The sequence below is a fragment of the Shinella sp. GW835-FHT14H05 genome (assembly GCF_058793575.1).
The window spans coordinates 78,088-104,726 of the sequence record NZ_JBXAFY010000009.1; the positions used below are offsets into that span (position 1 = coordinate 78,088).

Genomic DNA, 26,639 nt, shown 5'->3' on the forward strand with positions numbered 1-26,639 from the left:
CCGAAATGAAAAAGCCCCGGCCGATGGATCGGCCGGGGCTCAAAATTCGTGCCGTGATTACTCGGCCGCCTGTGCGTAGTCCTCAAGCGGCGGGCAGGAGCAGACGAGGTTGCGGTCGCCGTAGACATTGTCGACGCGGTTGACCGGCGACCAGTATTTGTCGACGCGGAAGGCGCCCGGCGGGTAGCAGGCCTGTTCGCGCGAATAGGGGCGGTCCCATTCGCCGACGAGGTCTTCCACCGTGTGCGGGGCGTTCTTCAGCGGGTTGTTGACCCGGTCCATCTTGCCTTCCTCGATGGCGCGGGCTTCCTCGCGGATCGACAGCATCGCATCACAGAAGCGGTCAATCTCGGCCTTGGTCTCCGACTCGGTCGGCTCGATCATCAGCGTGCCTGCGACCGGCCAGCTCATGGTCGGCGCGTGGAAGCCGCTGTCGATGAGGCGCTTGGCGACGTCGTCGACGGTGATGCCCGCACTGTCGACGAGCGGGCGCGTGTCGATGATGCATTCATGCGCCACGCGGCCCTTGGCGGACTTGTAGAGCACGTCATAGGCGCCTTTCAGGCGCGCTGCGATGTAGTTGGCGTTGAGGATCGCCACCTTCGTCGCCTGCGTTAGGCCGGCACCACCCATCATCAGGCAGTAGCTCCAGGAGATCGGCAGGATGGAGGCCGAGCCGAAGGGCGCCGCCGACACCGCACCGGCCTCGCCGGTCGTCGGGTTCGCCGGCAGGTAGGGCGCCAGATGCGCCTTGACGCCGATCGGCCCCATGCCGGGACCGCCGCCGCCATGCGGGATGCAGAAGGTCTTGTGCAGGTTGAGGTGGCTGACGTCGCCGCCGATGTCGCCGGGACGGGCCAGCCCCACCATGGCGTTCATGTTGGCACCATCGATATAGACCTGGCCGCCGTGCTTGTGCACGATCTCGCAGATCTCGCGCACGTTCTCTTCAAAGACGCCGTGCGTGGAGGGGTACGTGATCATGCAGCAGGACAGGTTGTCCGCATGCTGCTCGGCCTTCGCGCGAAAATCCTCCATGTCGATGTCGCCATTGTCGGACACTTTCACGACGACGACCTTCATGCCGACCATCTGGGCCGACGCCGGGTTGGTGCCGTGCGCGGACGTCGGGATGAGGCACACATCGCGGTGCGTGTCACCATTGGCGAGGTGATAGGCGCGGATCGTCAGGAGGCCCGCATATTCGCCTTGCGCGCCGGAATTCGGCTGCATGGAAACGGCGTCGTAGCCGGTAATGTCGCAGAGTTTCTGCGACAGGTCCTCGATCAGGTAGCGGTAGCCCTGCGCCTGGTCGGCGGGCACGAAGGGATGGATCTCCGCAAATTCCGGCCAGGTGATCGGCAGCATTTCCGCCGTCGCGTTCAGCTTCATCGTGCAGGAGCCGAGCGGGATCATCGAACGGTCGAGCGCGAGGTCACGGTCTGAAAGCCGGCGGATGTAGCGGGTCATCTCGCTTTCGGCCCGGTTCATGTGGAAGATCGGGTGCGTCAGGTATTCGCTGGTGCGCAGCAGGTCTTCCGGCAGGCGATAATCCGGCTCGAACTCCGCCACCTCGAAATCACCGCCGAAGGCGCGCCAGACGGCTTCCAGCGTGACGGGGCGCGAGCGCTCGTCGAGGCTGATGCCGATGCGGTCGTCACCGATCTTGCGAAGGTTCACCTCCTCGGCGACGGCGGTCTTCAGGATGATGCCCTGGAGTTTGCCGACATGCACGGTGATCGTGTCGAAGAAGACTTCCGGTTCAACGGTATAGCCGAGTTTTTCCAGGCCCATGGCGAGGCGCACGGTCTTCTGGTGCACGTTCTGCGAGATCGCCTTCAGGCCCTGCGGACCATGGAAGACGGCATACATCGAGGCCATGACGGCGAGCAGCACCTGCGCGGTGCAGATGTTCGACGTCGCCTTTTCGCGGCGGATGTGCTGCTCGCGGGTCTGGAGCGACAGGCGGTAGGCGCGGTTGCCGCGCGCATCGATGGAGACGCCAACGAGGCGGCCGGGCATGGAGCGCTTGTAGGCGTCCTTGACGGCCATATAGGCCGCATGCGGCCCGCCATAGCCGACCGGCACGCCGAAACGCTGGGTGCAGCCGATGGCGATATCCGCGTCCATGTCGCCGGGCGACTTCAGGAGCGCCAGCGCCAGCGGATCGGCCGCCATGACGGCGATCGCGCCGGTCTGGTGCAGGCGGGCGATCAGGCCGGTGAAATCGCGCACATGGCCGTAGGTGCCGGGATACTGGAAGATCGCGCCGAAGACGTTGACGGGATCGAGATCGGTGAAGGGATCGCCGACGATGATCTGCCAGCCGAGCGGCTCGGAGCGGGTCTTCAAAAGCGCGATCGTCTGCGGGTGGCAGTTCTCGTCGACGAAGAAGGCGTTCGCCTTGGATTTCGCCACGCGCTGCGCCATGGCCATGGCTTCGGCGGCGGCCGTCGCCTCATCGAGCAGCGAGGCGTTCGCCACGTCGAGGCCGGTCAGGTCGCAGACCATGGTCTGGTAGTTGATCAGCGCTTCCAGGCGCCCCTGGCTGATTTCTGGCTGGTAGGGCGTATAGGCCGTGTACCAGGCCGGGTTTTCCAGGATGTTGCGCTGGATGACCGGCGGCGTGATCGTGCCGTAATAACCCTGGCCGATCAGCGAGACGAGCTTCTTGTTGCGGTTGGCGGTCTCGCGCAGCTTGTCGAGTGCCTCGCGCTCGGTCATCGCCGCGCCCCATTCGAGCGGCTTTTCCTGGCGGATCGATTTCGGCACGGTGTCGTCGATCAACGCATCGAGGGTGGGATAGCCGATGGCCGCCAGCATCGCTTCCATCTCCTTCGGCGAGGGGCCGATATGGCGACGGTTGGCGAAGTCGTAGGGCTGGTAATCGGTAAAGGCGAAATCCTTGGGAAGAGACATCAGCCGACAAGCTCCTTGTAGGCGGCTTCGTCCAGCAGGCCGTCGGCATCTGCCGCATTGGCGAGTTTCAGCTTGAAGAACCAGCCGGCGCCCTGCGGGTCGCTGTTGACGAGGGAGGGGTCGGCAACGATCGCCTCGTTGACTTCGACGATTTCCCCGTCAAGTGGACAATAGACGTCGGAGGCCGCCTTGACGCTCTCGACGGTGGCCGCATCGCCGCCCTTTTCGAAGGTGGAGCCGACCTCGGGCAGTTCGACGAAGACGAGGTCGCCGAGCTGTTCGGCGGCATGCGTGGTGATGCCCACGGTCGCAACGCCGGCTTCGATCTTCAGCCACTCGTGTTCTTCGGTAAATTTCAGCATGGACGAACCTTTCTGGTCAGCGTTTGAAGGTGTTCTTGACGAAGGGCAGGGCCGATACGGTGATCGGCAGAAATTTTCCGCGCACACCGGCATAAAGCTGGGTGCCGGGGGCGGACGCGGCCTTGGTGACGTAGCCCATGGCAACGGGGCCATCGGCGTTCGGGCCGAAGCCGCCGGAGGTGACGGTGCCCACGACGTCTTCGCCCTCGGCATCGGTGGCAAGCACGGCGCCGCCGCGCACGGGCGCACGACCTTCCGGCTTGAGGCCGACGCGACGGCGGTCCGTGCCGTTTTCGAGCTGGTCGAGGATGACATCGGCACCCGGGAAACCGCCGGCACGCTCGCCGCCCTTGCGGCGGACCTTCTGCATGGCCCATTCGAGTGCCGCTTCCACCGGCGTCGTCCCGGTGTCGATATCGTTGCCGTAGAGGCAGAGCCCGGCTTCGAGGCGAAGAGAATCGCGCGCTCCAAGGCCGATCGGCAGCACGTCCGGATGGTCGAGCAGGCGGCGACAGACGGCTTCGGCGAGGTTTGCCGGAATGGAGATTTCGAACCCGTCCTCGCCGGTATAGCCGGAGCGCGAGACGATGCAGTCGGCGTCGTGCAGGTCGCAGGCGCGCACGTCCATGAAGCGCATCGAGGAGATATCGGCCCAGAGCTCGGCGAGCACGGACTCGGCATGCGGCCCTTGGAGCGCCACCAGCGCGCGGTCGTCATGCAGCGTCAGCTCGCAGGTATCGCCGATCTTCGCCTGCATATGGGCGAAATCCGCCTCCTTGCAGGCCGCGTTGACGACGACGTAGAAATGGTCGCCGCGGTTGGCGATCATCAGGTCATCGAGAATGCCGCCATCGTCATTGGTGAAAAGCGCATAGCGCTGGCGGCCTTCGCCGAGGCCGAGCACATCGACCGGCACCAGCGTTTCGAGCGCGCGCGCGGCATCCGCATTGTCGCCCGAGCGGGCGCGCACCGTGACCTGACCCATATGGGAAACGTCGAAAAGGCCGGCCGCCGCGCGGGTGTGGAGATGTTCCTTCATCACGCCCGCCGCATATTGCACCGGCATTTCATAGCCGGCGAACGGCACCATGCGGGCGCCGAGCGACAGGTTCAGCGCATGAAGCGGGGTTTTCTTGAGGTCTGACGATACGTCCAAAAGGCGCCCTCCCAGTCTTTGGGCGCCCATGATTCTTCCGGGCGCCGGCTCACAATCCAGGCGCACCTGCGCCGTTCTCCTGAGCCCCCTCTGTCCCTTCGCCTGAGATTGTTATCCCTTCGGCGAGCGTTTTCACGCTTCTCTCCAGAGTTCCGACGGCACCTTGCTGGTCCTTTTGCCTGAGAGTTTCCGGGGCGGTTGCTCCTTCGGCACCGGTCTTACCTAGTAAAAGGCGACCGGTTTCTCCCAGCGAGGTCGGCCCCAGATAACGACCTTGCCTGCGCTTTGGCAAGAGCGCTGCGTCGCTGCCGAGCAATTTTTTGTCGTAGGGGGAAAGGAGCAAAGAAAAGGCCCCCGGGGCGGGGGCCTTCAAGACGATTGGAGGACGGCTGATTTTTCTTAGGGAGGATCAGACGGTTTCCGGCAGCGGGGGCGATCCGTTTTCGCCATAGAGGCGCTGCGCCTCGGCGACGGTCACCTGCGGCGTGCTGCCGGGCGCAGTGATGAGCGCCAGCGCGAGCGCCGGCGGATGAATGACGTTGAGCACGGCGAGCACACGGGCATCGCCGCGGATCTTGGCGTCTTCGCTCCAATGGTGGATGCGCTCCTCGAACAGCGTGTTCGCACGCACCTGCGGTCGCATTCCCTGCGAGGCATAGGCGGCGGTGGCGGGCGAGACTGTCACGATCTGAGTCATGGCGTTCAACGGGGTTGGTTTGAGTTGGTGCAATTTATCAGTTGCGCCTTTCCTGCATGTAAAACTTCATGGTTGTATTTTCATCGAATTTTAACAGTCTGTGCGACTTTCGGTCGGCCTTGCCATCGGCGGGGCAATTCCGCCATAACAGGCGCAGAATGCCGCCGGAATCGGGCGGACAAAGCGGTTTCAGCAAAAGTGTGAAGCGGTTTTGCGTCCCGAACTGCGTCAAGACAAAATCATGCCGCCAATGGCGCGGGAGGACCGATGAAGCCGATTTTCGTGCAATTGCAATGCGCTCCGGGCAAGACCTACGAGGTCGCGGATGCGCTTTACGCTACGGAACTTATCTCGGAGCTTTATTCCACCAGCGGCGAGTACGATCTGCTCCTGAAGATCTATGTCGACAGCGAGGAAGAGATCGGCAAGTTCATCAACGACCACGTCGCCTCCATTCCCGGCATCGTGCGCTCGCTGACCACGCTGACTTTCCGCGCTTTCTAAGCTGTTCCCCTGCGCCCGTTCTTGCGCTAAAGCACGGCGCAACGAAAGAAGGCGAAGATGGCAGGCATCGAACACAGGCAGGTGGACAACGACGAGGCGGGCATGCGCCTCGACCGGTGGTTCAAGGTCCACTATCCGGGCCTCGGCTTCGGCCAGCTCCAGAAATTGCTGCGCTCCGGCCAGGTGCGCGTCGATGGCGGGCGCGTGAAGAGCGACACCCGCATTCAGCCGGGGCAGGTGGTCCGCGTGCCCCCGATGGAAGTCGATGCCAAGATGAAGTCCGGGCCGATCGCCGGTCGCGACCTCAGGCATTCGCCGGATGGCGAGCTCCTGTCGCGCATGCTGCTGCATGAGGACGACAAGGTCATCGTGCTGAACAAGCCGGCCGGCATTGCCGTGCAGGGCGGTTCCGGCGTCAACCGGCATATCGACCAGATGCTGGAAGCCTGGACGAGCCAGAAGGGCGAGAAGCCGCGCCTCGTGCACCGCCTCGACCGCGACACCTCCGGCGTGCTCGTCGTCGCCCGCACGCGCGGCGCCGCGCAAAAACTCACCGCCGCCTTCCGCGAGCGCGACACCAAGAAGACCTACTGGTCGCTGGTGATGGGTGTGCCGAAGAAGCGCGAGGACAAGATTTCCACCTGGCTCGTCAAGGAGCAGACGCCCGACGGCGACCGCATGCGCATCGCCAAGCACGGTGAGGATGGTGCCGACCACGCGGTGTCCTTCTACCGCATCATCGAGCAGGCCGCGCAGAACTTCGCCTGGCTGGAGATGGAGCCCTATACCGGCCGCACGCACCAGCTGCGCGTGCACGCCGCCCATATCGGCCATCCGATCCTGGGTGACCCGAAATATTTCGATGCGGACGTCAATTGGAACTTCCCGGGCGGCGTGCAGAACAAGCTGCACCTGCACGCCCGCCAGATCGACATCCCGCATCCCTCCGGCGGGCGCCTCAAGATCACCGCGCCGCTGCCGCCGCACATGGTGCAGACCTGGAACCTCTTCGGCTTCGACCTGAGTGCTGCGGAAGGGGACGACGACTGATGCGCCTCGTACTTTTCGATTGCGACGGCACGCTGGTCGACAGCGTCGGGCTGATCCATGAGGTCATGGCGCGCACCTTCGCCGATTTCGGTTATGCGCGGCCGGATGTTGCCGAGACCAAGGCGATCATCGGGCTGACGCTCGACATCGCGATCGCCCGCATGCAGGGCAAGCCGCATGTCGACGACGAGGCGCTGGCGATGACCGCGCATTACAAGGCTATCTATGGCGGCGTGCGCAATGAGGCCGGCTTCCAGGAGCCGCTTTTCCCCGGCATCGCCGACCTGATGGCGCGGCTGGAGCGGCAGGACGACCTGATCCTCGGCGCCGTAACCGGCAAGTCGCGCCGCGGCCTCGATCTCATCCGCGCCTCGCATGGCTTCGAAAAGACCTTCTTCGTCTCGCGCACGGCGGATGATTGCCCCTCCAAGCCGCATCCGGGCATGGTGACGGAATGCTGCAGCGAAGCGGGCATCGATGCGGCCCAGACCATTGTGGTCGGCGATGCGATCTACGATATGCAGATGGCCAAGGCGGCGGGCGCCAAGGCCGTGGGCGTCGCCTGGGGTTATGCCAGCGTGCCCGAACTGGTGGAGGCGGGGGCGGACCACATCCTGCGCACGCCCGCCGACCTCCTCGACTGGTTGGAGATTTCCGATGCGTGACATCCTGAGCGACCTTTCCGACGCGATGAGCGACCCCGATCCGGTGCGCCGCGCGCAGATCCAGATGAAGCGCCCGCTGCCGAAGCGTTTCTACAAGGACGTTTCCACCGATTTGGCGGAAGAAGGCTTCCGCATCCTGCTCGACGGCCGCCCCGTTCGCACGCCGACCAAGAAACTGCTCGCGGTGCCGGCGCAGCCGATCGCCGATCGCCTGAAGGCGGAGTGGGACGGGCAGGGCGAGGAAATCGATCCGGCGAAGATGCCGGTGACCCGCCTCGTCAACACCGCCGTCGATGGCGTTGCCGACAATTTCGACGCCGTCTTCGAGGAGATCGTGCGCTTCGCCGGCACGGACCTTCTCTGCTATCGCGCCGATTCGCCCGAAGGCCTCGTCGAGCGTCAGCGCGACGGCTGGGATCCGGTCATCCGTTGGGCGGCCGATGCCAAGGGCGCACGCTTCATCCTCGTCGAGGGCGTCATCCACCAGGAACAGCCGGCGCCGGCGATCGCGGCTTTTTCTGCGGCGCTTTCCGCCTGGCGCCATCCGCTGGCGCTGGCCTGCCTGCACACGGTCACCACGCTCACCGGCTCGGCGCTGCTGGCGTTGGCGCTGGCCGAAGGCGTGATCGATGTCGACAAGGCCTGGTCGCTCGCCCATGTCGACGAGGACTGGCAGATCGAACATTGGGGCATGGACGACGAAGCCTTCCGCCGTCGCGAACTGCGCCGCGAGGAGATGGACGTGGCGGCGTCCGTGCTTGTGGAAATCCCGCGCTGAAAAGACTTTGTTAAGACTTCCGCACCATTTTGGCACGCCGCCGAAATCCGACATCGCATACCGGTAGTTTCATGCAGTTCCTTGTCCGCGCTCTCCTCTCCGCCTGCCTCTTCGTTTCCACCGCCGCTGCCGCAAATGCCGATAGCGGCTATCCGGTCCGCGATATCCGCAAGGTCGTCGTCAGCGGTGACGACAGCGTGCCCAACACGGTGCTGAAGCGCACCGGCGAACACCTGAAGCGCGCGGCAAAGGCGACCCGCCGCCCGGTGCAGATCGACCGCGCCGCCATGGATATCCGCGTTTCGGGCGTGAAGCAGGCGGGCGATGGGCACAGTTCCGCAAAGGTCACGGTGACGCTCGCCGATCTCGGCGGCGGCGCCTCGTCGCGCAAGACGCTGACGGTCAACAGCTTCATGCCAGCCCGCCGGGGCCGCGAGGCGGCACTTGGCGACGCGATCGCCAAGCGCGTGGCGCTCGCCTACCATCTGGCACCGGTCGCCGCAGGCAAGGCCTCCTATGGCAAGCGGCCCGGCAAGGGCCGCAAATATGCCGGCGGCAAGCGTCGCACGGCGACGGTGCGCTCCGTCCAGGCCTATTCCGGCGCGCCGAAGCGCGCGCTCGTCATTCCGTCCGAGGCGGCGCTGACGGTGCGGTCGCGCGCGCTGGCCGAAGGCTCGACGAAGAAGGTCGCGCCCTGCGTGGTGACGCAGTCGATCAGCTGCGATTGACCGTCTAGTCATCGATCTGGCGAACGCCTCTTCAAAGCCCCCGGTTCCGCGTGCTAAGTCCTTGGTGACACGGGAGGAACCGAGGCATCATGAAGGAAATTCTCCACGAGCTCGAAGTCCGGCGCGAGCGCGCCCGCATGGGCGGCGGTGCGGCGCGCATCGATGCGCAGCACAAGCGCGGCAAGCTGACGGCGCGCGAGCGCATCGAAGTGTTTCTCGATGAGGGCTCGTTCGAGGAGTTCGACATGTTCGTCGAGCACCGCTCGACCGATTTCGGCATGGAGAAGACGAAGATCGCCGGCGACGGCGTCGTCACCGGCTGGGGCACGGTCAACGGCCGCACCGTCTTCGTCTTCGCCAAGGATTTCACGGTCTTCGGCGGTTCGCTCTCCGAAACCCATGCCCAGAAGATCATGAAGGTCCAGGATATGGCGCTGAAGAACCGCGCGCCGATCATCGGCCTCTACGATGCGGGTGGCGCGCGCATCCAGGAGGGCGTGGCCGCACTCGGCGGTTATGCGGAGGTGTTCCAGCGCAACGTGCTCGCCTCCGGCGTCATCCCGCAGATTTCCGTGATCATGGGGCCATGTGCGGGCGGCGACGTCTATTCGCCGGCCATGACCGACTTCATCTTCATGGTGCGCGACACGTCCTACATGTTCGTGACCGGCCCGGACGTCGTTAAGACCGTGACGAACGAGACGGTGACGTCCGAACAGCTCGGCGGCGCGTCGGTGCACACGACGAAATCCTCGATCGCCGACGGCGCCTATGACAACGACGTCGATACGCTGTTGCAGGTCCGCCGCCTCATCGATTTCCTGCCGCAGTCCAACACGTCGCCCGTGCCGGCGATCGAGTGTTTCCAGTCGGTCGAGGAGATCGACGAATCGCTCGACACGCTCATCCCGGCCAATGCCAACAAGCCCTATGACATCAAGGAGCTGATCCTCAAGACCATCGACGAGGGCGATTTTTTCGAGATCCAGGAGAGCTTTGCCAAGAACATCGTCTGCGGTTTCGGCCGCATCGAAGGCTCGACGGTCGGGTTCGTCGCCAACCAGCCGATGGTGCTGGCCGGCGTGCTCGATTCGGACGCCAGCCGCAAGGCAGCGCGCTTCGTACGCTTCTGCGACTGCTTCGGTATCCCGGTCGTCACCTTCGTCGATGTGCCGGGCTTCCTGCCGGGCACGGCGCAGGAATATGGCGGGCTCATCAAGCACGGCGCGAAGTTGTTGTTCGCATTCGCCGAGGCGACCGTGCCGAAGGTGACGCTTATCACGCGAAAAGCCTATGGCGGCGCTTACGACGTCATGTCCTCAAAACACCTGCGCGGCGACTTCAACTATGCTTGGCCGACGGCGCAGATCGCGGTGATGGGCGCCAAGGGCGCGGTCGAGATCATCTTCCGCAAGGATATCGCCGATCCGGAAAAGATCGCGGCGCACACCAAGATGTATGAGGACCGGTTCCTGTCACCCTTCGTGGCGGCCGAGCGCGGTTACATCGACGAGGTGATCATGCCGCATTCGACGCGCAAGCGCATCGCGCGCGCGCTCCGTTTGCTGCGCAATAAGGATCTGGAAAATCCCTGGAAGAAACACGATAACATTCCGCTCTGACTAAAACGGAAGGGACGTCCACGCATGTTCGATCGGTTCTCCGCTTACCAGCCGCAGGCGCTTGCAGCACTCAGGATCATGGCAGCATTGCTTTTCATCGAGCATGGCACGCAAAAATTCTTCAATTTTCCGCCCGCGGAGCAGCCTTTCGGCGACCTGATGAATCTCATCGGCGCTGCGGGTCTGTTGGAGTTCGTCGGCGGTCTGCTGATCCTCGTCGGGCTCTTCACGCGGCCGGTGGCCTTCGTGCTCTGCGGCTTCATGGCTGTCGCCTATTTCATGGCGCATGCGCCGCAGAGCTTCTTCCCGATCAACAACCGCGGTGACGCCGCGGTGCTGTTCTGCTTCGTCTTCCTTTATTTGACGACCGCAGGCCCGGGGGCTTTCGCCCTCGACAACCGGCGTTAGGCGGCAAACTTAAGCCCGAGAATGCCGGTGACGATGAGCGCGATGCAGCCCATGCGGATCGCCGTCACCGGTTCGGCAAAGAGGAAGATGCCGAGCATCACCGTGCCGACCGTGCCGATGCCGGTCCAGATGGCATAGGCCGTGCCGATCGGCAGCGTCTTCACGGCAAGGCCGAGCAGCACGATGGAAATGACCATCGAGCCGGCGGTGAGCGCCGTGGGCAGGGGTTTGGTGAAGCCGTCGGTATATTTGAGGCCGATCGCCCAGCCGATTTCAAAAAGGCCGGCAAGTGTCAGAAGAATCCAGGGCATGGTGCCACTCCGTTTCAAAGGAGCGAGGCCGTCCCCGCGATCGTGACCGGACGAAACATCCGGCGGTAGCCGTCTACCGGGCGGAATATTGCCGATCCGCGCGGCAAGGACAAGGGCAGGGGTGGCATGTCAGCCATGCACCCCCGCCATACCAAGCCTTTTAGCCGAGGCGTTCGGCATGCCACTTCAGGTGATCGTCCATGAAGGTCGAGATGAAGTAGTAGGAGTGTTCGTAACGCTCCTGCAAACGCAGCGTCAGGCCAATGTTGGTGCCCTTGATCGCCTCTTCGAACAGCCAGGGGCGCAGGCCGTTTTCCAGGAAACCGTCCGCCTTGCCCTGGTCGATCAGGAATTCCGGGAAACGGGCGCCGTCCTCGACGAGTGCGCAGGCATCGTACTGGCGCCAGGTGGCCTTGTCGGCGCCGAGGTATTTTTCGAAGGCGGGGGCCGACCAGTCGGCGGTCGACGGTCCGACGATTGGCGCGAAGGCCGAGCAGCTCTTGAAGCGCTCCGGGTTGCGGAGCGCGATCGTCATGGCGCCATGGCCGCCCATGGAATGGCCGAAGATGCCCTGGCGCGACATGTCCATGCGGAAGTGCTGGCTTGCGAAGTTCGGCAGTTCCTCCGTGATGTAGCTGTACATCTGGTAGTGTTCTGCCCACGGCGCTTCCGTGGCGTCGAGGTAGAAGCCGGCCCCCTTGCCCATCTGCCAGTTGGTCATCTCGTCGGGCACGTCGTTGCCGCGCGGGCTGGTATCCGGGCAGACGATGATGAGGCCGAGTTCGGCGGCCATGCGGCGGTATTCGCCCTTTTCCATCACATTGGCATGGCTGCAAGTCAGGCCGGAGAGATACCAGAGCACCGGGCGCGGCTCGCGGATCGCCTGCGGCGGCACGAAGACCGCGAAGGTCATCTCGCAATTGCAGGCTTCGGAATCATGGGCGAACACGCCCTGCATGCCGCCGAAGGCGGTGTTCTGGGAAAGCACTTTCATCAAGAAACTCCGGTTGTATCAGGAGGCGAGCGCCACGGCCGCGTTGACGGCGGCGGCGACCAGCACGGTGTTGAAGAAGAAGGAGACGATTGCGTGCAGCAGGTTGACCTTGCGCATCGGCGTGGAGGTGATCGCGACGTCCGAGGTCTGCGCCGTCATGCCGATCACGAAGGCGAAATAGAGGAAGTCATAGGCGCCGGGCGCGGCATCGCCCGGGAAATCCAGGCTTTTCCCGACATCGGGGCTGGTTTCCGTGCTGCCCGGCCGCCAGTAGAGATGGGCATAGTGCATGGCCGCCATCGTGTGGATGGTGAGCCAGCCGAGCGCCACCGAGGCGAAGGCAAGGACGAATTCGGCTCCCGAAGCAGCCGGCCGGTTCAGCACGACAAAGAGCGAGCCCATCGAGACGGCAACGGCCGCGAAGGTTACGGCGAAGATGATCGCCACCGGCTCGTCGCTGTCCGTCGCGTAATGTTCGAGATGGGCGGCCGTCAGGCGCGGCACGCGCCAGCCCGTCAGCAGAAGGTAGCAGAGGAAGAAGGCGACGGCCCCGATATCGATGGCGAAATCCGGCTTCAGCCAGAGTGCCGCGACAAGGCTGAAGGCGGCGGCGCCGATGCCGACATAGAAGGGCACATGGCGTCCGTAGATCCTGGGTCCAGGCCCTTCCTTCATGCCGCAGGCCCCGCCTTGGCATTTTTCGCCCGGCGGCAGAGACGGTCGAGCGTTTCGAGGAAGGCGGAGCGGTCGCGCGGCGAAAAAGCGGCATTGTAACCCTTGCTTTCGCCGGTCTCGCGCAGGTGCGCGCCAAGATCGCGCATCGCGCTCGCCATGCCGATATTCGCCTTGTCGAAGAGCCGGCCGGTCGGCCCGGTCACATGCGCGCCCTTCTCGACGCAACGCACCGCCAGCGGCACATCGGCCGTCACCACGATGTCGTCCGCGCCGACATTATCGGCGATCCAGTTGTCCGCGGCATCGAAGGCACCGGAGACAATGACGTTCCTCACCATCGGGTCACGGGAGGGCCGCAGGCCGGAATTGGCGACGAAGGTCACCGGCATGCCATGGCGCTCGGCAACCTTCAGGATTTCCGGCTTTACCGGGCACGCATCGGCGTCGACATAGATGGTGGGCATGGTGTCAGTCATCAAAGGTCAGCGATACGGCAATGCCCTGCGACATGGTGGCTTCCTGAAACGATGCTGCCGGAAGTCTAGCAACTCCCGGCAGGCAAGAACAGCAAAAGCGGCGCTCTTGTCAGTAAACGACAACGCTGCGGATCGACTTGCCCTCATGCATCAGATCAAAACCCTTGTTGATGTCTTCGAGCGGCATGGTGTGGGTGATCATCGGGTCGATCTGGATCTTGCCCTCCATGTACCACTCGACGATCTTCGGCACGTCGGTGCGGCCGCGCGCGCCGCCGAAGGCGGTGCCCATCCAGTTGCGGCCGGTGACGAGCTGGAACGGACGGGTGGAGATCTCCTGGCCGGCACCGGCAACGCCGATGATGACCGACTTGCCCCAGCCGCGATGCGAGGATTCCAGCGCCTGGCGCATCACCTTGGTGTTGCCCGTGCAGTCGAACGTGTAGTCCGCGCCGCCGATCGTATCGCCGTTGCGCTTGGTCAGGTTGACGAGATAGGGCACGATGTCGTCGCCGACCTCTTTCGGATTGACGAAATGCGTCATGCCGAACTTCTCGCCCCAGGCCTTGCGGTCGTTGTTGATGTCGACGCCGATGATCATGTCCGCACCGGCAAGGCGCAGGCCCTGCAGCACGTTGAGGCCGATGCCGCCGAGGCCGAAGACGATGGCCGTCGATCCGACCTCAACCTTCGCCGTGTTGATGACCGCGCCGATGCCGGTCGTCACGCCGCAGCCGATATAGCAGATCTTGTCGAAGGGCGCGTCCGGATTGACCTTGGCGAGCGCGATCTCCGGCAGCACCGTATAGTTCGCGAAGGTCGAGCAGCCCATGTAGTGAAAAATCTTGTCCTTGCCGATCGAGAAGCGCGAGGTGCCGTCGGGCATCAGGCCCTGGCCCTGGGTGGCGCGGATCGAGGTGCAGAGATTGGTCTTGCGCGACAGGCAGGAATAACATTCGCGGCATTCCGGCGTGTAGAGCGGAATGACGTGGTCGCCCTTCTTGAGCGAGGTGACGCCCGGGCCGACATCGACGACGATGCCGGCACCCTCATGGCCGAGGATCGCCGGAAAGAGGCCTTCCGGGTCGGCGCCCGACAGGGTGAATTCGTCCGTGTGGCAGATGCCGGTGGCCTTCACCTCGACCAGCACTTCGCCGGCCTTCGGGCCGTCGAGCTGCACGGTCATGACTTCCAGCGGTTTTCCGGCCTGAACGGCAACGGCGGCGCGTACGTCCATCTTCGTCTCTCCTCATGCGGATTCTTTTCGGGCGGACCATTGCAGAGCCGGCCCGAGGCCTCAAGTGCGGCAAATGGAAAAAAGTCAGCCCTGATCTTTTTTGATCAAATTGGCGATCTCGGCCTCCAGCGCGGCGATGGCTTTGCCGGTCTGGTCGTGAAGCCGGTGGACCTCGTTGAGCTGGCGCAACAGCGGATGCAGGTGCTCGTCGCCGGACGGGTCCGCCGGCGCCTCGCCGATGCCCGCGATCAGCCAGGACGGCGAGACGGACAGCACGCCGGCCAGCATGAACATCGCCTTGGTGTCGGGCTCGGCATGGTCGCGTTCCCAGCCGCTGACCGTGTCTTCCGGCAGGCCGAGGCGGGAGGCGAGGCCTTCGAGCGACAGAGCCAGCGCATCGCGCGCGCGCCAGATCCGCCCGCCGAGCGTATCGCCGTCGGCGCGGCCCGAGGGGAAGGGGATGGTGTTGTTTTCGCCGGGAAAGGTCATCACGGCCTCCATTTCTTATCAGGCGAGTTTACAGGCAATGCGGGATTGCATTCTACCTCAAATGCGCCGCTTCGCGCCGCCCGCACGTCGGCATCCCGGGCAGGATTTCCGGCATTGCCTGCCGGTGGAAAAGAGCTATGCAGGGGAGAACGAGGGAGTCGCATCATGAACGCTGCAACCGGCACCAACCAGCAGGCGGGCGCAGGCACCATGCAGGGCGTGATGCTCATGGCGGTCGCCATGCTGCTGCTTCCCTGCATGGATGCGATCGCCAAATACATGGCGACCTTCGCCGACATGTCGCCGGGGCAGGTGACCTTCTATCGCTTCTTCTTCCAGGTTGTCTGCACGATCCCTTTGATCTTCACGGCCGCCGGCAGCGCCACGCTTCGTCCGAAACGCCCGTGGATGAACCTGCTGCGCGGCGCTATCCATGGCGCTGCGAGCCTGCTGTTCTTCGCGGCGGTCAAATACATGCCGCTTGCCGATGTATTCGCGATCTATTTCGTCGAGCCCTTCATCCTCACCGCCATGTCCGCGGCCTTCCTGGGCGACAAGGTCGGCTGGCGGCGCTGGCTGGCCATCGTCGTCGGCTTCGGCGGCGCGCTCATCGTCATCCAGCCGAGTTTCGTGCTCTTCGGCTGGACCGCGCTGCTGCCGGTCGCCTGCGCCTTCCTCTACTCGATCTACCTCTTTATGAACCGCGCCATCGGCGACGCCGATTCACCGCTGACCATGCAGACGATCGCGGGCTTCGGCGGCACGATCTTCATGGGCGTGGCGCTGTTCGCCGGTCACTCGGCCGGTATCGCCGATTTCGCGCCGTCGCTGCCGGCATCCGCCTTCGCGCTGGTGCTGCTCGTCATCCTCGGCGCGCTGTCGGGTTATGCACATATGCTGGTCGTGCGCGCCTTCCGCATGGCGCCGCTCTCGCTGCTCGCACCCTTCCAGTATTTCGAGATCATCTCCGCGACCGTGCTCGGCTATGCGATCTTCGGCGATTTCCCGACGCCGTCGAAATGGCTCGGCATCGCGGTCATCGTCGCTTCCGGCCTCTTCATCATCTGGCGCGAGCACCGGACCCGCAAGGTCACCGCGGACATCGCCTTCGACTGAGGTGCCTTGAGCGCTTCCTGTTGAGTGGCTAAGACTCGCTTTAGAGACTGCCGGAGGAAAGCATGTTCAAGAAAATCCTGATTGCCAATCGCGGCGAGATCGCCTGCCGCGTGATCAAGACGGCACGCAGGATGGGCATCGCCACCGTCGCGGTCTATTCCGATGCCGACCGCGACGCGCTGCATGTCGAGATGGCGGACGAGGCCGTGCATATCGGCCCGGCGCCGGCCGCGGAAAGCTATCTCGTCGCGGAAAAGATCATCGCCGCCTGCAAGGAGACGGGTGCGCAGGCCGTGCATCCCGGCTACGGCTTCCTCTCCGAGCGTTCAAGCTTCTGCGAGGCGCTGGAGGCAGAGGACATCATCTTCATCGGCCCCAAGCCGAAGGCGATCCGCGCCATGGGCGACAAGATCGAATCGAAGAAATTCGCCAATGCGGCAAAGGTCTCGACCGTGCCGGGCTTCCTCGGCGTCATCGAGGATGGCGCACATGCCGAGCGTATCGCCGGCGAGATCGGCTATCCGGTGATGATCAAGGCGTCCGCCGGCGGCGGCGGCAAGGGCATGCGCATCGCCTGGGATGAGACGGAGGTGCGCGACGGCTTCGAGCGGGCGCGCTCCGAGGCGAAAAATTCCTTCGGCGACGACCGGGTCTTCATCGAAAAATACATCGTCGATCCGCGCCATATCGAAATCCAGGTTCTGGCCGATGCCCATGGGACGACGCTCTATCTCGGTGAGCGCGAATGCTCCATCCAGCGGCGAAACCAGAAGGTCGTGGAAGAGGCGCCGTCGCCCTTCCTCGACGCGGCGACGCGGCGCGCGATGGGCGAGCAGTCGGTGGCGCTCGCCAGGGCCGTGGACTACCAGAGCGCCGGCACGGTGGAGTTCATCGTCGATCGCGAGCGCAATTTCTACTTCCTCGAAATGAACACGCGCCTGCAGGTCGAGCATCCGGTGACCGAACTCGTCACCGGCATCGATCTCGTCGAACAGATGATCCGCATCGCCGCCGGTGAAAAGCTGGCGCTGGCGCAGGCCGACATCAAGCTGAACGGCTGGGCGGTGGAAAGCCGGCTCTACGCCGAGGACCCCTATCGCAACTTCCTGCCCTCGATCGGCCGGCTCACCCGCTACCGCCCGCCCGTTGAAGGCAAGAGCGGCGAGGCGATCGCGCGCAACGACACGGGCGTCTACGAAGGCGCCGAGATTTCGATGTATTACGACCCGATGGTCGCCAAGCTCTGCACCTGGGCGCCGACGCGGCTCCAGGCGATCGACGCGATGAGCGACGCGCTGGATGGTTTCACGGTCGACGGCATCGAGCACAACGTGCCCTTCCTCGCCGCCCTGATGCGCCATCCGCGCTGGCGGGAAGGCCGGCTTTCCACAGGCTTCATCGCCGAGGAATATCCGGACGGTTTTGCGCCCATGGCGCCGGACGCGGAGGAAGCCGCCATCCTCGCCCACGTCGCGCTGTCCGCCCATCTCGTCGACGCCGAGCGCCGCGCAAACCATCTCGACCGGCTGCGCCCGACCATGCCGGCGCGCAGGGACTGGGTGGTGAAGATCGGCGACGCCTATCATGCGCTCACCGCCGACGATGCCGTGGCCACCGACTGGCGTCCCGGCGCGTCGGTCTGGCGCGGCACGATCGACGGACGTCGCGTGACGGCGCAGCTCCGGCCTTTCGCGAACGGCCTGCGCATCGACTGGCAGGGGCTTTCCGTGCGCACCCGCGTCTTCACGCCGCGCCTTGCCGAACTCGATGCGCTGATGCCAAAAAAACTGCCGCCGGATACGTCGAAGATGCTGCTCTGCCCGATGCCGGGTCTCGTCGTATCGATCGCCGTCAGCGAGGGGCAGGAGGTGAAGGCGGGTGAGACGCTGGCCGTCGTCGAGGCGATGAAGATGGAAAACGTGCTGCGGGCCGAGCGCGACCTGACGGTCGGGTCGATCCATGCCAAGCCGGGCGAGAGCCTCGCAGTCGACGCGGTCATCATGGATTTTGCGTGAGACCGATTCTTAACATTTGTTAGGACTTTGCCGTTAGCGTCGTTTCTGCCTGCCATGACGGTCGGGGAGGACGGCATGTCGACATCGTTTTCGGTGATCCTGCTTCTGACGATCAATCTGGGGCTGATCTGGCTGTTGATCGCCGCACCGGTCGGCAGGCGGACCCTTCAACTCACCCGCGTCTTCCACGCACCGCCGGGCCGCATCGCCGCCCTCGTCAGCCCGCTTGGGGCTGAAGCGGACTGGCATCCCTCGGTCGTGTCCAGCGAGCGGCTGGCCGGTGACCGCGTCAAGCAGACCTTTTCCTATCCCGACCGCCGCGGCGATCCGATCACGCGCACGCTCTCGGTCAGCGAAGCGACGGATGCCTATGGCATTGCCTGCGAGACGCGGGTGGTCGAGGACAGCGCGCTCGATGCCTCCTTCTGGCGGAATTATGTGGAGCGGCGTTTTCTGCGCGCGGTTCCGGGCGGCACGGCCCTCACCGTCGAGCAGACCGACCGCTATCGCGGCATTGCCTTCCTGCTGTTCCGCTACATCCAGCTGCGCCGGGAAATGAAGGCGCTCGACCGGTGGCTGGCGACGGGCAAGGGCGAGGTGCATGGCATTCTCGAACACCCGCTGACGCAGGTGGGCCTTGCCGTGCTTTCGACGCTGCTGCTCTGGCCATTCTTCGGGCTTGGCCCGCGTGGATTGGTGCTTTCCACTATGCTCACGTTGGTTATCGTGCTGCACGAACTCGGCCACATGGCGGCCTATCGGGCCTTCGGGCACCAACGGGTGCGCATGATCTTCGTGCCGCTACTCGGCGGCATCGCCGTTGGCGGGAGACCTTATAATTCGACTTTCGAGGTGGCGGTCTGCGCCCTGATGGGCGCCGGTATGTCGGCCTTTCTGGTGCCGCCGCTCATTGCGTTGCTTGACGCCTCAGGACGCGGCATTGGTGGTCTGCTGCTGATCTTCCTGCTGATTCTCGGGTCATTCAACCTGTTGAATCTCTTGCCCATGCATCGGTTCGATGGCGGACAAGTATTGCGGCAGATCTTTGGCGCTCGTCTAAGCCTTCTGGCAGCAAGCTTCGTCGTGACGCTTGCCATCCTGTGGGTCGGATGGAGGATCGGCTTGCCGCTCCAGCTCCTGATCGCCGGCCTCGCCGTCTTCACTGCGCTGAGCCTAATCGGCGCCGGCGGCGTCAAACCGCGCCGGGCGCTCGATCCGATGACGGCGCCGCAGCGCCTGCTGGCCGGCTTCGGGCTCTACGCGGCCATCGTGCTGCACGGCTATGCGATCATTTATGCCTGCGAGAGGCTGCTCGGCTGACAGTCCGCTTCCGAAACGGTGTCTCCGAACACCCGCTCGAACGAATCGCGGATGCGCATGTCGACGTCGCTCATCATGACCGGCAGGCCGAGATCGACGAGGCTCGTCACGCCATAGCCGCGGATGCCGCAGGGCACGATGCCGGAGAAATGTTCGAGCTCCGGATCGACGTTGAGCGAAAAGCCGTGAAAGCTCACCCAGCGGCGCAGCCGGATGCCGATCGCCGCGATCTTGTCCTCTGCGGGTGAACCGTCGGCCAAGGCCGGGCGCTCCGGCCGGCGCACCCAGACCCCGACGCGATCCTCGCGCCGCTCGCCGCGCACGTTCATCGAATCGAGCGCATCGATCACCACCGCCTCCAGCGCCGCCACGAAAGCGCGCACGTCCTGGCGGCGGCGTTTCAGATCCAGCATGACATAGACGACCCGCTGGCCGGGGCCGTGATAGGTGTATTCGCCGCCGCGGCCTGTGGAAAACACCGGGAACCGATCCGGCGCCATGAGGTCGGCGGCATTCGCGCTCGTACCGGCGGTATAGAGGGGCGGGTGTTCGACCAGCCAGACGAGTTCGTCGGCCTCGCCATTGGCGATCGCAGCAGCCTCTTTTTCCATGGTTTCGACGGCGACATCGTAGGGAACGAGGTCCGGCGCGATGCGCCAGCGCACCGGCGGCGAGCCGGAAACCGCGAGAAGGGAAATGGAGATGTCCTGCCGCTGCATGAGGCCCGTCCTTTTCGTTCCGTTCTGCCAGATATAGGGGCGATCATGCAAGGATTTCAGAGGTTTCCGGGGCTTTGCACAGGACCTGTTGAAATTGTTTCGCTTTCCGCCATTTTTCTTGTCACACAGCCTTGTGCACCCCAAATGCTTTTGCTACATGCACCTCCGTCGCCGCAAGACGACGCCTACCACGATGCGGTCGTGGCGGAATTGGTAGACGCGCAGCGTTGAGGTCGCTGTGGGGCAACCCGTGGAAGTTCGAGTCTTCTCGACCGCACCAAAAAAAGAGACCCGCTTCGGCGGGTCTTTTTTGTTTCGGGCCTTTGCTGCTGATTGACGCTTCCCATCAGGGAACGAAGCGCGGCCCATCCGGCGGTCGTCCCGCGTCCGCGGCGAGCGCCTCGTCGATCTCCTTCGACGTGACTTGCAGGAACTGGCGCTTTCCCGTGGCGATGGCGATCGCGGGAATTTCCAGATGCGTGGCGACCCGCCTGTAGGCCGGGAAGCTGAGGCCTTCGATCAGTTCTTCGTCGACGACGAGGCGATAGGTTCCCGCCTGCAACGCCTCCACGAGGGAATCCAGCGAGAAGGCGTGGGCGAAGGTGATTTCGGTTTCAGTCGTTCGTTCCGTCATTTCCGTCATCGCTTTCCTGTTGCGCGGAAATCGGCTGGCGAAGCGCCGCGGGGTTCAGTCGTTCATATCTGCTTTGGTCCGGGCGATAGGACCAGATGAGGCCGATCGAGAACACGACGAGCAGGATCGACATCGTCAAACGGGAAGACATGTCTATGCTCCGCTGGTCGACCCGCCCTCGTTCTCCCAGCTTTTCAGCTCCTTGAGATTGGTGCGGCGGCGCTTTTCGATCGGACGCATCAGCGCCTTGGCGACCGCTGGCAAGCCCTGGATCGCGTAGCGCGGGAGGAGCGGCGCAAAGAGCACCTTGTATTTGGTGGAGCGGCCGAACCGGTCGTCGAGATAGGCTTCGAGCGCCACCGCCGATGTCTCTTCGGTGCGAACCTTCTGCATCAAGAGAAGTGCGGCCGCGCTAAATTTGTAGTCGTCACCGATTCCGGAGCCGAGGTCGTAACCGGCGCGGAAGAGGACCGACTGGATCGTCTGCATGTCTGTTTCGGAAATAGCGGCAAGTTTGGCATCGGAAGACATGACGTCCTCCTTCCTTTTGGGGCCAGGGTAACCAACCCTCAAACAACAGCGCCCGTGGCAATGGCTGCTGGAGCCACCACACTGGGCTTGTTGTCGTGCATTGACAAGGAATCAATTGGGGCCGTTTCAAGGCCCGCCCGAACTCCGTTGGCGCCGGTTTCCCGTGTCCGCGTCAGCCCTTGTTTTTGTTGTATTTCTTGACGAGGCGGTCGCGTTTCAGGCGGGAGAGGCGGTCGATCCAGAAAATGCCGTCGAGCTGGTCGATCTCGTGCTGCAGGCAGACGGAGAGAAGGCCGTCGGCTTCCTCGCTGTGCGTGCCGCCCGAAAGGTCCTGGTAGGTGAGGCGGATGCGGGAAGGGCGCTCCACCTCGTCCGTCATGCCGGGCATGGAGACGCTGCCCTCGGTGTGGCGTTGCAGCTCCGGCGAAAACCAGTCGATTTCCGGGTTCACATAGACGCGGAGCGAGCCCGGCCCTTCAAGCTCGATCACCGTCAGCCGTTCAAGCACGCCGGCATGGGCGGCGGTGATGCCGATGCCGGGGGCGGCACGCATCGTGGCGGCGAGATCGTCGGCGAGCGTCTCCAGCCGTGCATCGAACAGCTCCACCTTGCGGCAGGGCGAACGCAGGCGCGGATCGGGGTAGCGCAGGATGGGAAGGATCGCCATGGTTTCTCCGGCTGTCTCTGGGCTCCCATCCCTAGCCTGTTTGCGGCAGGCGGGAAATCCCGGGTGCTTCCGGGCACCGCGAATCGTGTGATTTTCATGAAATTGCAACAGCTTGCGAAATTTTTGTCCCACGCCGGCTTTTGCCGCTTTCGGTGATGGACCGGCCGCGCGCTTTGCTTTAGCACGATGGTGAGCGGCGCGCCCGGCGAGGGGCGCTTCGAGGAAACCCTGCACGTAATCCCTGTCGTTTCTGCTCGGCCGGCGCGCTAGGTGGGACGATCCCGACGCAAGGAGCGGCCCGATGGAAAACACCGGCGACGACCACCGCATCCATAAGGGGCAGGCAGAACACAGTACCTTCGACGGCGAGGACATCTACGCCGAGGACGGTTCGATCCGCTCGGATTTCCTGATGTATGTCGGCGCGGCGATCGCCGATCGCGACCTGCTCTTTCTGCGCCGCCACGTGGCAAGGCTGCATGAATCGGAAATGGGCGACCTCTTGGAGGCGATCCAGCCCGAACAACGCCGCCAGCTCGTCTCGCTGCTCGGCGACGATTTCGACCTTGCGGCCCTGACCGAGGTCGACGAGGCGATCCGCCTCGACATCGTCGAGCATATGCCGAACGACCAGATCGCCGCGGCACTTGGCGAGATGGATTCGGACGACGCCGTCTACATCCTGGAAGACCTCGACCAGGAGGACCAGGAAGAAATCCTCTCCAAGCTGCCGTTCACCGAACGGATTCGCCTGCGCCGCTCGCTCGACTATCCCGAAAGCACGGCCGGCCGGCGCATGCAGACGGAATTCGTCGCCGTGCCGCCGTTCTGGACGATCGGCCAGACGATCGACTACCTGCGCGAGGATGCCGACCTTCCGGAGAGCTTTTCGCAGATCTTCGTCATCGACCCGACCTTCCGCCTGCTCGGCGCGATCGATCTCGACCGCGTCCTGCGCACCTCGCGCAACACGAAGATCGAAGCGATCATGCGCGAGACGAACCACCCGATCCCGGCCGAGATGGACCAGGAAGAGGCCGCCCAGCTCTTCGAGCAGTATGATCTTCTCTCCGCCGCCGTCGTCGACGAGAACGGCCGCCTCGTCGGCGTGCTGACCATCGACGACGTGGTGGATGTTATCCAGGAAGAGGCCGAGGAAGACCTGATGCGCCTCGGCGGCGTCGGCGACGAAGAACTGTCGGACAAGACCATCGAGACCGTGCGCTCCCGCGCACCGTGGCTGCTGGTCAACCTGCTGACGGCCTTCCTCGCGGCCTCCGTCATTTCGCTCTTCGAGGCGACCATCGAGGAAATCGTGGCGCTTGCCGTGCTGATGCCGATCGTCGCCGGCATGGGCGGCAATGCCGGCTCGCAGACCATGACCGTGACGGTGCGCGCGCTCGCGACCCGCGACCTCGACATCCACAACGCCTGGCGCGTCGTGCGACGCGAGGCCGGCGTCGGCCTGCTGCATGGCGTCGCCTTCGGTATCGTGATCGGCTGCGTCGCGGCACTCTGGTTCCACGATATCAATATCGGCGGAGTCATCGCAGTCGCCATGCTGATCAACATGTGCGCCGCAGCGCTCGCCGGCATCACGATCCCCATGCTGCTCGACCGGGCAGGCGCCGACCCGGCGGTTTCCTCCAGCGTCTTCGTGACCGCGGTCACTGACATTGTCGGGTTCTTTGCGTTTCTCGGGCTTGCGACGTGGTGGTTTGCGATAAGATAGGCAAAAAATTGACTTATACGTAAAAGTCAATAAAATACCCGCTCAGACGAGATCGGAGCAGGCGTGGACAAGTTTTATACCATAACCGAGCTGACGCGCGAATTCGGGGTTTCCACCCGTACCCTGCGCTTCTACGAGGACGAGGGGCTGATCCATCCCGAGCGCCGCGGCCGCACGCGTCTGTTCCGTCCGGCCGACCGTCGTCTGATCCAGGAAATCCTGCGTGGGCGCCGCATCGGCTTCACAATTGCGGAAATCCGCGACATCATCCGTGTCTACAAGGACCCGCCGGGTGAAGTCGGGCAGCTCGAATTGCTGATGGCGAAGGTCAGTGAAAAGCGCGAGGAGTTGCGCCAGAAGCGGCGTGACATCGAGGAAACGCTGACCGAACTCGACAATGTCGAGGAAGCGTGTCTGACGCGCCTGGCCGAGATCGGCGTCGGCACTTAATCCCCATTCAGATCCAGCGCGACGTGCCGGTGCAATAGCGCTCGAAATCGATGCCGAAGCGCGAGAGCAGGTGCAGTTCCTCACGCTTGATCGCCACGATGCTGGTGATGACGGCGGCAACGGTCGCCGTGACGAGGCACCAGGGATTGAGCATGGCAAGGCCCATGCCGGCCGTCGCCAGCGTATAGCCGAGATAGATCGGATTGCGGGTGAAGCGGTAGGGGCCGGAGGTCACGAGATGGGTCGAACAGCGGTTCGGCATGATCGTCGTGTGGCTGTCGAGCAGCGTGCGCATGGCCCAGACATCCAGCACGATCGCCGTGACGATCAACGCGCCGCCGGCCGCGCGCGCAATCCAGATATTCGTGTCGGACACCGCCAGCGGAAACCACGCCTGCAGCAGGAAGGCCGCCGCTATGGCCGCGCCGTAGATCAGCGGCGGCCAGGGAAAGGCGAGAGGCTTCATGCGATAGGCATTCATGATCCTATTCCTTCAGCTCGGTTTCCGTTTCGGCATTTGCCGTGCATTGCGACGAGATCGCACCGATGCGCTCGTCCTTCGTCACGTCGATCGCGCCGCGGTTCAGGTCGGCGAAGAGGTTCTGCTCCATCAGCCGGGTGAGCGTGCAGCCGCAAAAACTCTGGCAGAAGCCGGCGCCGCGTTCGTTGACGCAGGCGCTGACGCAGCTCTTGGTGTAGCTCTCGACGGGGTCGGCCGCAGGCGCCGGCACCACGAGGGAAAAGCCGTAGACGAGCGCGATCAGCACGGGCTGGTGAATAAGATAGATGGCGAGACTGTGGCGGCCCGCTTTTTCCAGCAAGCTTTTCCACCAGACTTTCGTCGTAGCGCCGTAGCTCGCAAGCCGTTCCGGCAGCGGGCTGGCGATGAAAAGCCGGGCCATCGCGATGCCGAGCAAAACCGGCGCCAGCCACGGCAGCAGCGGCACATAGTCGTTCGAGCGCGGCACGTTGACGGAAAGCCCGACCCACCAGAGCGCCGGATGGTCGAACAGCGGTGCGCGCAGATAGAAGGGAGCGGCAACGGCGGCTGCGGCAACCAGCAGCGTGACGACGACCGGCAGGCGTACGAAGAGAAGGCCGATGAGGCTTGCGGCCGCGATCGCGTGCAGGATGCCGAAGAAGATGAACGTGTCGGGGAAGGCGAACCAGGTGGCGACGCTGATCACCGCTGCCGCCAGCCCGATCTTGCCGAACCGGATGAAGAACGCCCGCGGGCGAAAACCCTGCGCGTGGCCAAGCACGAGGCTGAAACCGGCGAGGAAGAGGAAGCTGCCGGCGATCACCCGCGCAAAAATCTTCCAGCCGCCGGTCGTGGCGGTCTCCGGCGCGATATAGCCGAAAAAGCCGAGGTCCCAGGTGAAATGGTAGATCGCCATGGCGATCAGCGCGATAGCGCGGAGCTGGTCGATCAACGGGATACGTGGCAAGCGGCGCGTTGCGGCGCTTCCTTCTGCCAAATTGCCGTCAATCACCGTCGTCGTCATGGTTCGGGGTCGCTGCATTGCTTTGGTCCATGGGAGAATGTCACGCCAAGCTTGCGCCGGGCGGATGGCCGAAAGGTGGCCGGTGGAAGGTCCTTGTCAGTCCAGGCGTTCCAGAACGGCGAGGCGCGCTTCCGAATAGAACTGCCGGCGGACGAGCACGATGATGATGCCGAAGGTCGTCGCGATGAACAGATAGGGGCTGATGAACCAGCCGAGATAGCCGATCGACAGGAAGATGGCGCGCAGGCCCATGTTGAAATGTTTCGCCGCAAGGATGTTCATGCGGATCACCTTGTCGGCGGCGAGGTCCGCGCCGGCCGGGTCCTTGTGCACGTCGCCGCTCATCGGGATGGCGCCGAGCAGGATCGTGCAATAGTTGAACAGCCGGTAGGACCAGCCGAACTTGAAGAAGGCGTAGCCGAAGATCACCGCGAGCCCGCCGACCTTGAGCTCGAAGCCGGCGCGGCTGCCCTGGAAGACCAGCGGCAGATCGCTGAAGATCGCAAAGACCTGCTCCGTGGCGCCGAGCAGAGCAAAACAGCCGCCGAGCGCGAAGATCGAGGTGGAGGCGAAGAAGGCCGTGCCGTTCTGCAGGCCGGCCATGATCTGCGTGTCGATCATGCGCAGGTCGCGGTGCATGGCGTTGCGGATCCACACCGCGCGCTGCGAACTCATCGCCCTTGTGAGGCTGACGCGGTCGAACAGCTTTGCCCGCTCCGTGATCCAGGAATATCCGGTCCACAGGAGGATGAAGATGGCGAGGGCGACGAGATCGGGTGTGCTCATGGCTCAGCGTTTTGCCATGGATCGCGCATTTTGCAAGCGCCGCCGCAGGCTTGTTTAGACCTTGGGCGGAATGACGGCGGCCTCAAAAGCCGG

At 64.0% G+C, this 26,639-nt stretch carries 30 protein-coding genes, 1 tRNA gene and 1 riboswitch; of the genes, 13 read left to right on the forward strand and 18 right to left on the reverse strand.

The features are described 5' to 3' along the window. Window positions 1-57: 57 nt before the first annotated feature. The 4 genes from gcvP to AC1Q6Z_RS23860 all read right to left on the reverse strand — a co-directional run bounded on the left by gcvP (window position 58) and on the right by AC1Q6Z_RS23860 (window position 5,134). Window positions 58-2,919 carry an aminomethyl-transferring glycine dehydrogenase gene (gene gcvP, locus AC1Q6Z_RS23845; RefSeq protein ID WP_492649528.1) on the reverse strand — a complete coding sequence of 954 codons (2,862 nt, stop codon included), beginning with the start codon at window positions 2,917-2,919 and terminating at the stop codon, window positions 58-60. Beyond that, complete coding sequence (gcvH, locus tag AC1Q6Z_RS23850) at window positions 2,919-3,281, reverse strand: glycine cleavage system protein GcvH (protein WP_256115774.1); 363 nt, start codon at window positions 3,279-3,281, stop codon at window positions 2,919-2,921. Before gcvH ends, gcvP begins: the two co-directional genes overlap by 1 nt. Window positions 3,282-3,297: 16 nt before the next feature. After that, the gene (gene gcvT / locus AC1Q6Z_RS23855; protein ID WP_492649529.1) at window positions 3,298-4,467 is read right to left on the reverse strand and encodes a glycine cleavage system aminomethyltransferase GcvT; all 1,170 of its coding nucleotides are present in this window, start codon (window positions 4,465-4,467) and stop codon (window positions 3,298-3,300) included. 127 nt (window positions 4,468-4,594) lie between these two features. Continuing rightward, a riboswitch (glycine riboswitch) is annotated at window positions 4,595-4,696 on the reverse strand. 150 nt (window positions 4,697-4,846) lie between these two features. Next, on the reverse strand, window positions 4,847-5,134 hold the full coding sequence (locus AC1Q6Z_RS23860; RefSeq protein ID WP_439616847.1) for a hypothetical protein: 288 nt from the start codon (window positions 5,132-5,134) through the stop codon (window positions 4,847-4,849). 267 nt (window positions 5,135-5,401) lie between these two features. Between AC1Q6Z_RS23860 and AC1Q6Z_RS23865 the strand changes: the two genes are divergently transcribed. From AC1Q6Z_RS23865 to AC1Q6Z_RS23895, 7 genes are all read left to right on the forward strand, one after another. Beyond that, on the forward strand, window positions 5,402-5,638 hold the full coding sequence (locus AC1Q6Z_RS23865) for an Lrp/AsnC ligand binding domain-containing protein (RefSeq protein ID WP_256115778.1): 237 nt from the start codon (window positions 5,402-5,404) through the stop codon (window positions 5,636-5,638). A gap of 57 nt (window positions 5,639-5,695) precedes the next feature. Continuing rightward, the gene (locus tag AC1Q6Z_RS23870; protein WP_492649530.1) at window positions 5,696-6,688 is read left to right on the forward strand and encodes an RluA family pseudouridine synthase; all 993 of its coding nucleotides are present in this window, start codon (window positions 5,696-5,698) and stop codon (window positions 6,686-6,688) included. Continuing rightward, the gene (locus tag AC1Q6Z_RS23875; RefSeq protein ID WP_492649531.1) at window positions 6,688-7,353 is read left to right on the forward strand and encodes an HAD-IA family hydrolase; all 666 of its coding nucleotides are present in this window, start codon (window positions 6,688-6,690) and stop codon (window positions 7,351-7,353) included. Before AC1Q6Z_RS23870 ends, AC1Q6Z_RS23875 begins: the two co-directional genes overlap by 1 nt. Beyond that, window positions 7,346-8,131 (forward strand): ATP12 family chaperone protein, encoded by a 786-nt coding sequence (locus tag AC1Q6Z_RS23880; RefSeq protein WP_492649532.1) that lies wholly within the window; start codon window positions 7,346-7,348, stop codon window positions 8,129-8,131. The genes AC1Q6Z_RS23875 and AC1Q6Z_RS23880 overlap by 8 nt, the downstream gene beginning before the upstream one ends. 71 nt (window positions 8,132-8,202) lie before the next feature. Then, window positions 8,203-8,859 carry a hypothetical protein gene (locus tag AC1Q6Z_RS23885; protein ID WP_492649533.1) on the forward strand — a complete coding sequence of 219 codons (657 nt, stop codon included), beginning with the start codon at window positions 8,203-8,205 and terminating at the stop codon, window positions 8,857-8,859. A gap of 89 nt (window positions 8,860-8,948) precedes the next feature. Further along, window positions 8,949-10,481, forward strand: coding sequence for an acyl-CoA carboxylase subunit beta (locus AC1Q6Z_RS23890; RefSeq protein WP_492649534.1), 1,533 nt, complete (start codon window positions 8,949-8,951; stop codon window positions 10,479-10,481). Between the two features lie 24 nt (window positions 10,482-10,505). Next, window positions 10,506-10,889, forward strand: a complete 384-nt coding sequence (locus tag AC1Q6Z_RS23895) for a DoxX family protein (protein WP_492649535.1) — start codon at window positions 10,506-10,508, stop codon at window positions 10,887-10,889. Here the strand turns inward: AC1Q6Z_RS23895 and AC1Q6Z_RS23900 are convergent. From AC1Q6Z_RS23900 to AC1Q6Z_RS23925, 6 genes are all read right to left on the reverse strand, one after another. After that, window positions 10,886-11,200 carry a DMT family transporter gene (locus AC1Q6Z_RS23900; RefSeq protein ID WP_435265503.1) on the reverse strand — a complete coding sequence of 105 codons (315 nt, stop codon included), beginning with the start codon at window positions 11,198-11,200 and terminating at the stop codon, window positions 10,886-10,888. The two genes, AC1Q6Z_RS23895 and AC1Q6Z_RS23900, sit on opposite strands and share 4 nt — an antisense overlap. A gap of 160 nt (window positions 11,201-11,360) precedes the next feature. Continuing rightward, a complete protein-coding gene (fghA, locus tag AC1Q6Z_RS23905) occupies window positions 11,361-12,194 on the reverse strand; it encodes an S-formylglutathione hydrolase (RefSeq protein ID WP_492649536.1) in 834 nt (277 codons plus the stop codon). Between the two features lie 18 nt (window positions 12,195-12,212). Continuing rightward, window positions 12,213-12,869 (reverse strand): DUF1345 domain-containing protein, encoded by a 657-nt coding sequence (locus tag AC1Q6Z_RS23910; protein WP_492649537.1) that lies wholly within the window; start codon window positions 12,867-12,869, stop codon window positions 12,213-12,215. Further along, window positions 12,866-13,345 (reverse strand): YaiI/YqxD family protein, encoded by a 480-nt coding sequence (locus AC1Q6Z_RS23915; RefSeq protein WP_492649538.1) that lies wholly within the window; start codon window positions 13,343-13,345, stop codon window positions 12,866-12,868. Before AC1Q6Z_RS23915 ends, AC1Q6Z_RS23910 begins: the two co-directional genes overlap by 4 nt. Before the next feature lie 109 nt (window positions 13,346-13,454). Continuing rightward, complete coding sequence (locus AC1Q6Z_RS23920) at window positions 13,455-14,582, reverse strand: S-(hydroxymethyl)glutathione dehydrogenase/class III alcohol dehydrogenase (RefSeq protein ID WP_439616839.1); 1,128 nt, start codon at window positions 14,580-14,582, stop codon at window positions 13,455-13,457. A gap of 84 nt (window positions 14,583-14,666) precedes the next feature. Further along, a complete protein-coding gene (locus tag AC1Q6Z_RS23925) occupies window positions 14,667-15,071 on the reverse strand; it encodes a helix-turn-helix domain-containing protein (protein WP_435268391.1) in 405 nt (134 codons plus the stop codon). Between the two features lie 165 nt (window positions 15,072-15,236). On the opposite strand from AC1Q6Z_RS23925, the gene AC1Q6Z_RS23930 reads away from it, so the two are divergent. The 3 genes from AC1Q6Z_RS23930 to AC1Q6Z_RS23940 all read left to right on the forward strand — a co-directional run bounded on the left by AC1Q6Z_RS23930 (window position 15,237) and on the right by AC1Q6Z_RS23940 (window position 19,522). Next, a complete protein-coding gene (locus AC1Q6Z_RS23930) occupies window positions 15,237-16,187 on the forward strand; it encodes a DMT family transporter (RefSeq protein WP_492649539.1) in 951 nt (316 codons plus the stop codon). A 62-nt stretch (window positions 16,188-16,249) separates the two neighbouring features. Beyond that, complete coding sequence (locus AC1Q6Z_RS23935) at window positions 16,250-18,202, forward strand: acetyl-CoA carboxylase biotin carboxylase subunit (protein WP_492649540.1); 1,953 nt, start codon at window positions 16,250-16,252, stop codon at window positions 18,200-18,202. Between the two features lie 75 nt (window positions 18,203-18,277). Continuing rightward, entirely contained in the window at window positions 18,278-19,522 is a 1,245-nt protein-coding gene (locus tag AC1Q6Z_RS23940; RefSeq protein ID WP_492649541.1) for a zinc metalloprotease, read from the forward strand. Here AC1Q6Z_RS23940 and lipB read toward each other — a convergent pair. Continuing rightward, a complete protein-coding gene (gene lipB, locus AC1Q6Z_RS23945) occupies window positions 19,495-20,241 on the reverse strand; it encodes a lipoyl(octanoyl) transferase LipB (protein ID WP_492649542.1) in 747 nt (248 codons plus the stop codon). The two genes, AC1Q6Z_RS23940 and lipB, sit on opposite strands and share 28 nt — an antisense overlap. A gap of 195 nt (window positions 20,242-20,436) precedes the next feature. Between lipB and AC1Q6Z_RS23950 the strand changes: the two genes are divergently transcribed. Next, window positions 20,437-20,521: transfer RNA gene (locus AC1Q6Z_RS23950), tRNA-Leu, on the forward strand. Between the two features lie 66 nt (window positions 20,522-20,587). Here AC1Q6Z_RS23950 and AC1Q6Z_RS23955 read toward each other — a convergent pair. The 4 genes from AC1Q6Z_RS23955 to AC1Q6Z_RS23970 all read right to left on the reverse strand — a co-directional run bounded on the left by AC1Q6Z_RS23955 (window position 20,588) and on the right by AC1Q6Z_RS23970 (window position 22,073). Beyond that, complete coding sequence (locus tag AC1Q6Z_RS23955) at window positions 20,588-20,875, reverse strand: hypothetical protein (protein WP_256115795.1); 288 nt, start codon at window positions 20,873-20,875, stop codon at window positions 20,588-20,590. Continuing rightward, window positions 20,856-21,026, reverse strand: a complete 171-nt coding sequence (locus AC1Q6Z_RS23960; protein ID WP_435268397.1) for a hypothetical protein — start codon at window positions 21,024-21,026, stop codon at window positions 20,856-20,858. Before AC1Q6Z_RS23960 ends, AC1Q6Z_RS23955 begins: the two co-directional genes overlap by 20 nt. Before the next feature lie 2 nt (window positions 21,027-21,028). Next, window positions 21,029-21,406, reverse strand: coding sequence for a hypothetical protein (locus tag AC1Q6Z_RS23965; RefSeq protein WP_492649543.1), 378 nt, complete (start codon window positions 21,404-21,406; stop codon window positions 21,029-21,031). A gap of 172 nt (window positions 21,407-21,578) precedes the next feature. After that, complete coding sequence (locus tag AC1Q6Z_RS23970; protein ID WP_492649544.1) at window positions 21,579-22,073, reverse strand: peptide deformylase; 495 nt, start codon at window positions 22,071-22,073, stop codon at window positions 21,579-21,581. A 301-nt stretch (window positions 22,074-22,374) separates the two neighbouring features. Here AC1Q6Z_RS23970 and mgtE point away from each other — a divergent pair, with 301 nt between their 5' ends. Further along, window positions 22,375-23,805 (forward strand): magnesium transporter, encoded by a 1,431-nt coding sequence (mgtE, locus tag AC1Q6Z_RS23975; RefSeq protein WP_435268400.1) that lies wholly within the window; start codon window positions 22,375-22,377, stop codon window positions 23,803-23,805. Window positions 23,806-23,868: 63 nt separating this feature from the next. Next, complete coding sequence (locus AC1Q6Z_RS23980) at window positions 23,869-24,255, forward strand: MerR family transcriptional regulator (protein ID WP_256115801.1); 387 nt, start codon at window positions 23,869-23,871, stop codon at window positions 24,253-24,255. A gap of 7 nt (window positions 24,256-24,262) precedes the next feature. Here AC1Q6Z_RS23980 and AC1Q6Z_RS23985 read toward each other — a convergent pair whose 3' ends face one another. The 3 genes from AC1Q6Z_RS23985 to AC1Q6Z_RS23995 all read right to left on the reverse strand — a co-directional run bounded on the left by AC1Q6Z_RS23985 (window position 24,263) and on the right by AC1Q6Z_RS23995 (window position 26,546). Continuing rightward, the gene (locus AC1Q6Z_RS23985) at window positions 24,263-24,736 is read right to left on the reverse strand and encodes a methyltransferase family protein (protein ID WP_492649545.1); all 474 of its coding nucleotides are present in this window, start codon (window positions 24,734-24,736) and stop codon (window positions 24,263-24,265) included. Window positions 24,737-24,740: 4 nt separating this feature from the next. Then, on the reverse strand, window positions 24,741-25,778 hold the full coding sequence (locus AC1Q6Z_RS23990; RefSeq protein WP_492649546.1) for an acetyltransferase domain-containing protein: 1,038 nt from the start codon (window positions 25,776-25,778) through the stop codon (window positions 24,741-24,743). Window positions 25,779-25,856: 78 nt separating this feature from the next. Beyond that, on the reverse strand, window positions 25,857-26,546 hold the full coding sequence (locus AC1Q6Z_RS23995) for a DUF599 domain-containing protein (protein WP_256115804.1): 690 nt from the start codon (window positions 26,544-26,546) through the stop codon (window positions 25,857-25,859). Window positions 26,547-26,639 lie beyond the last annotated feature (93 nt).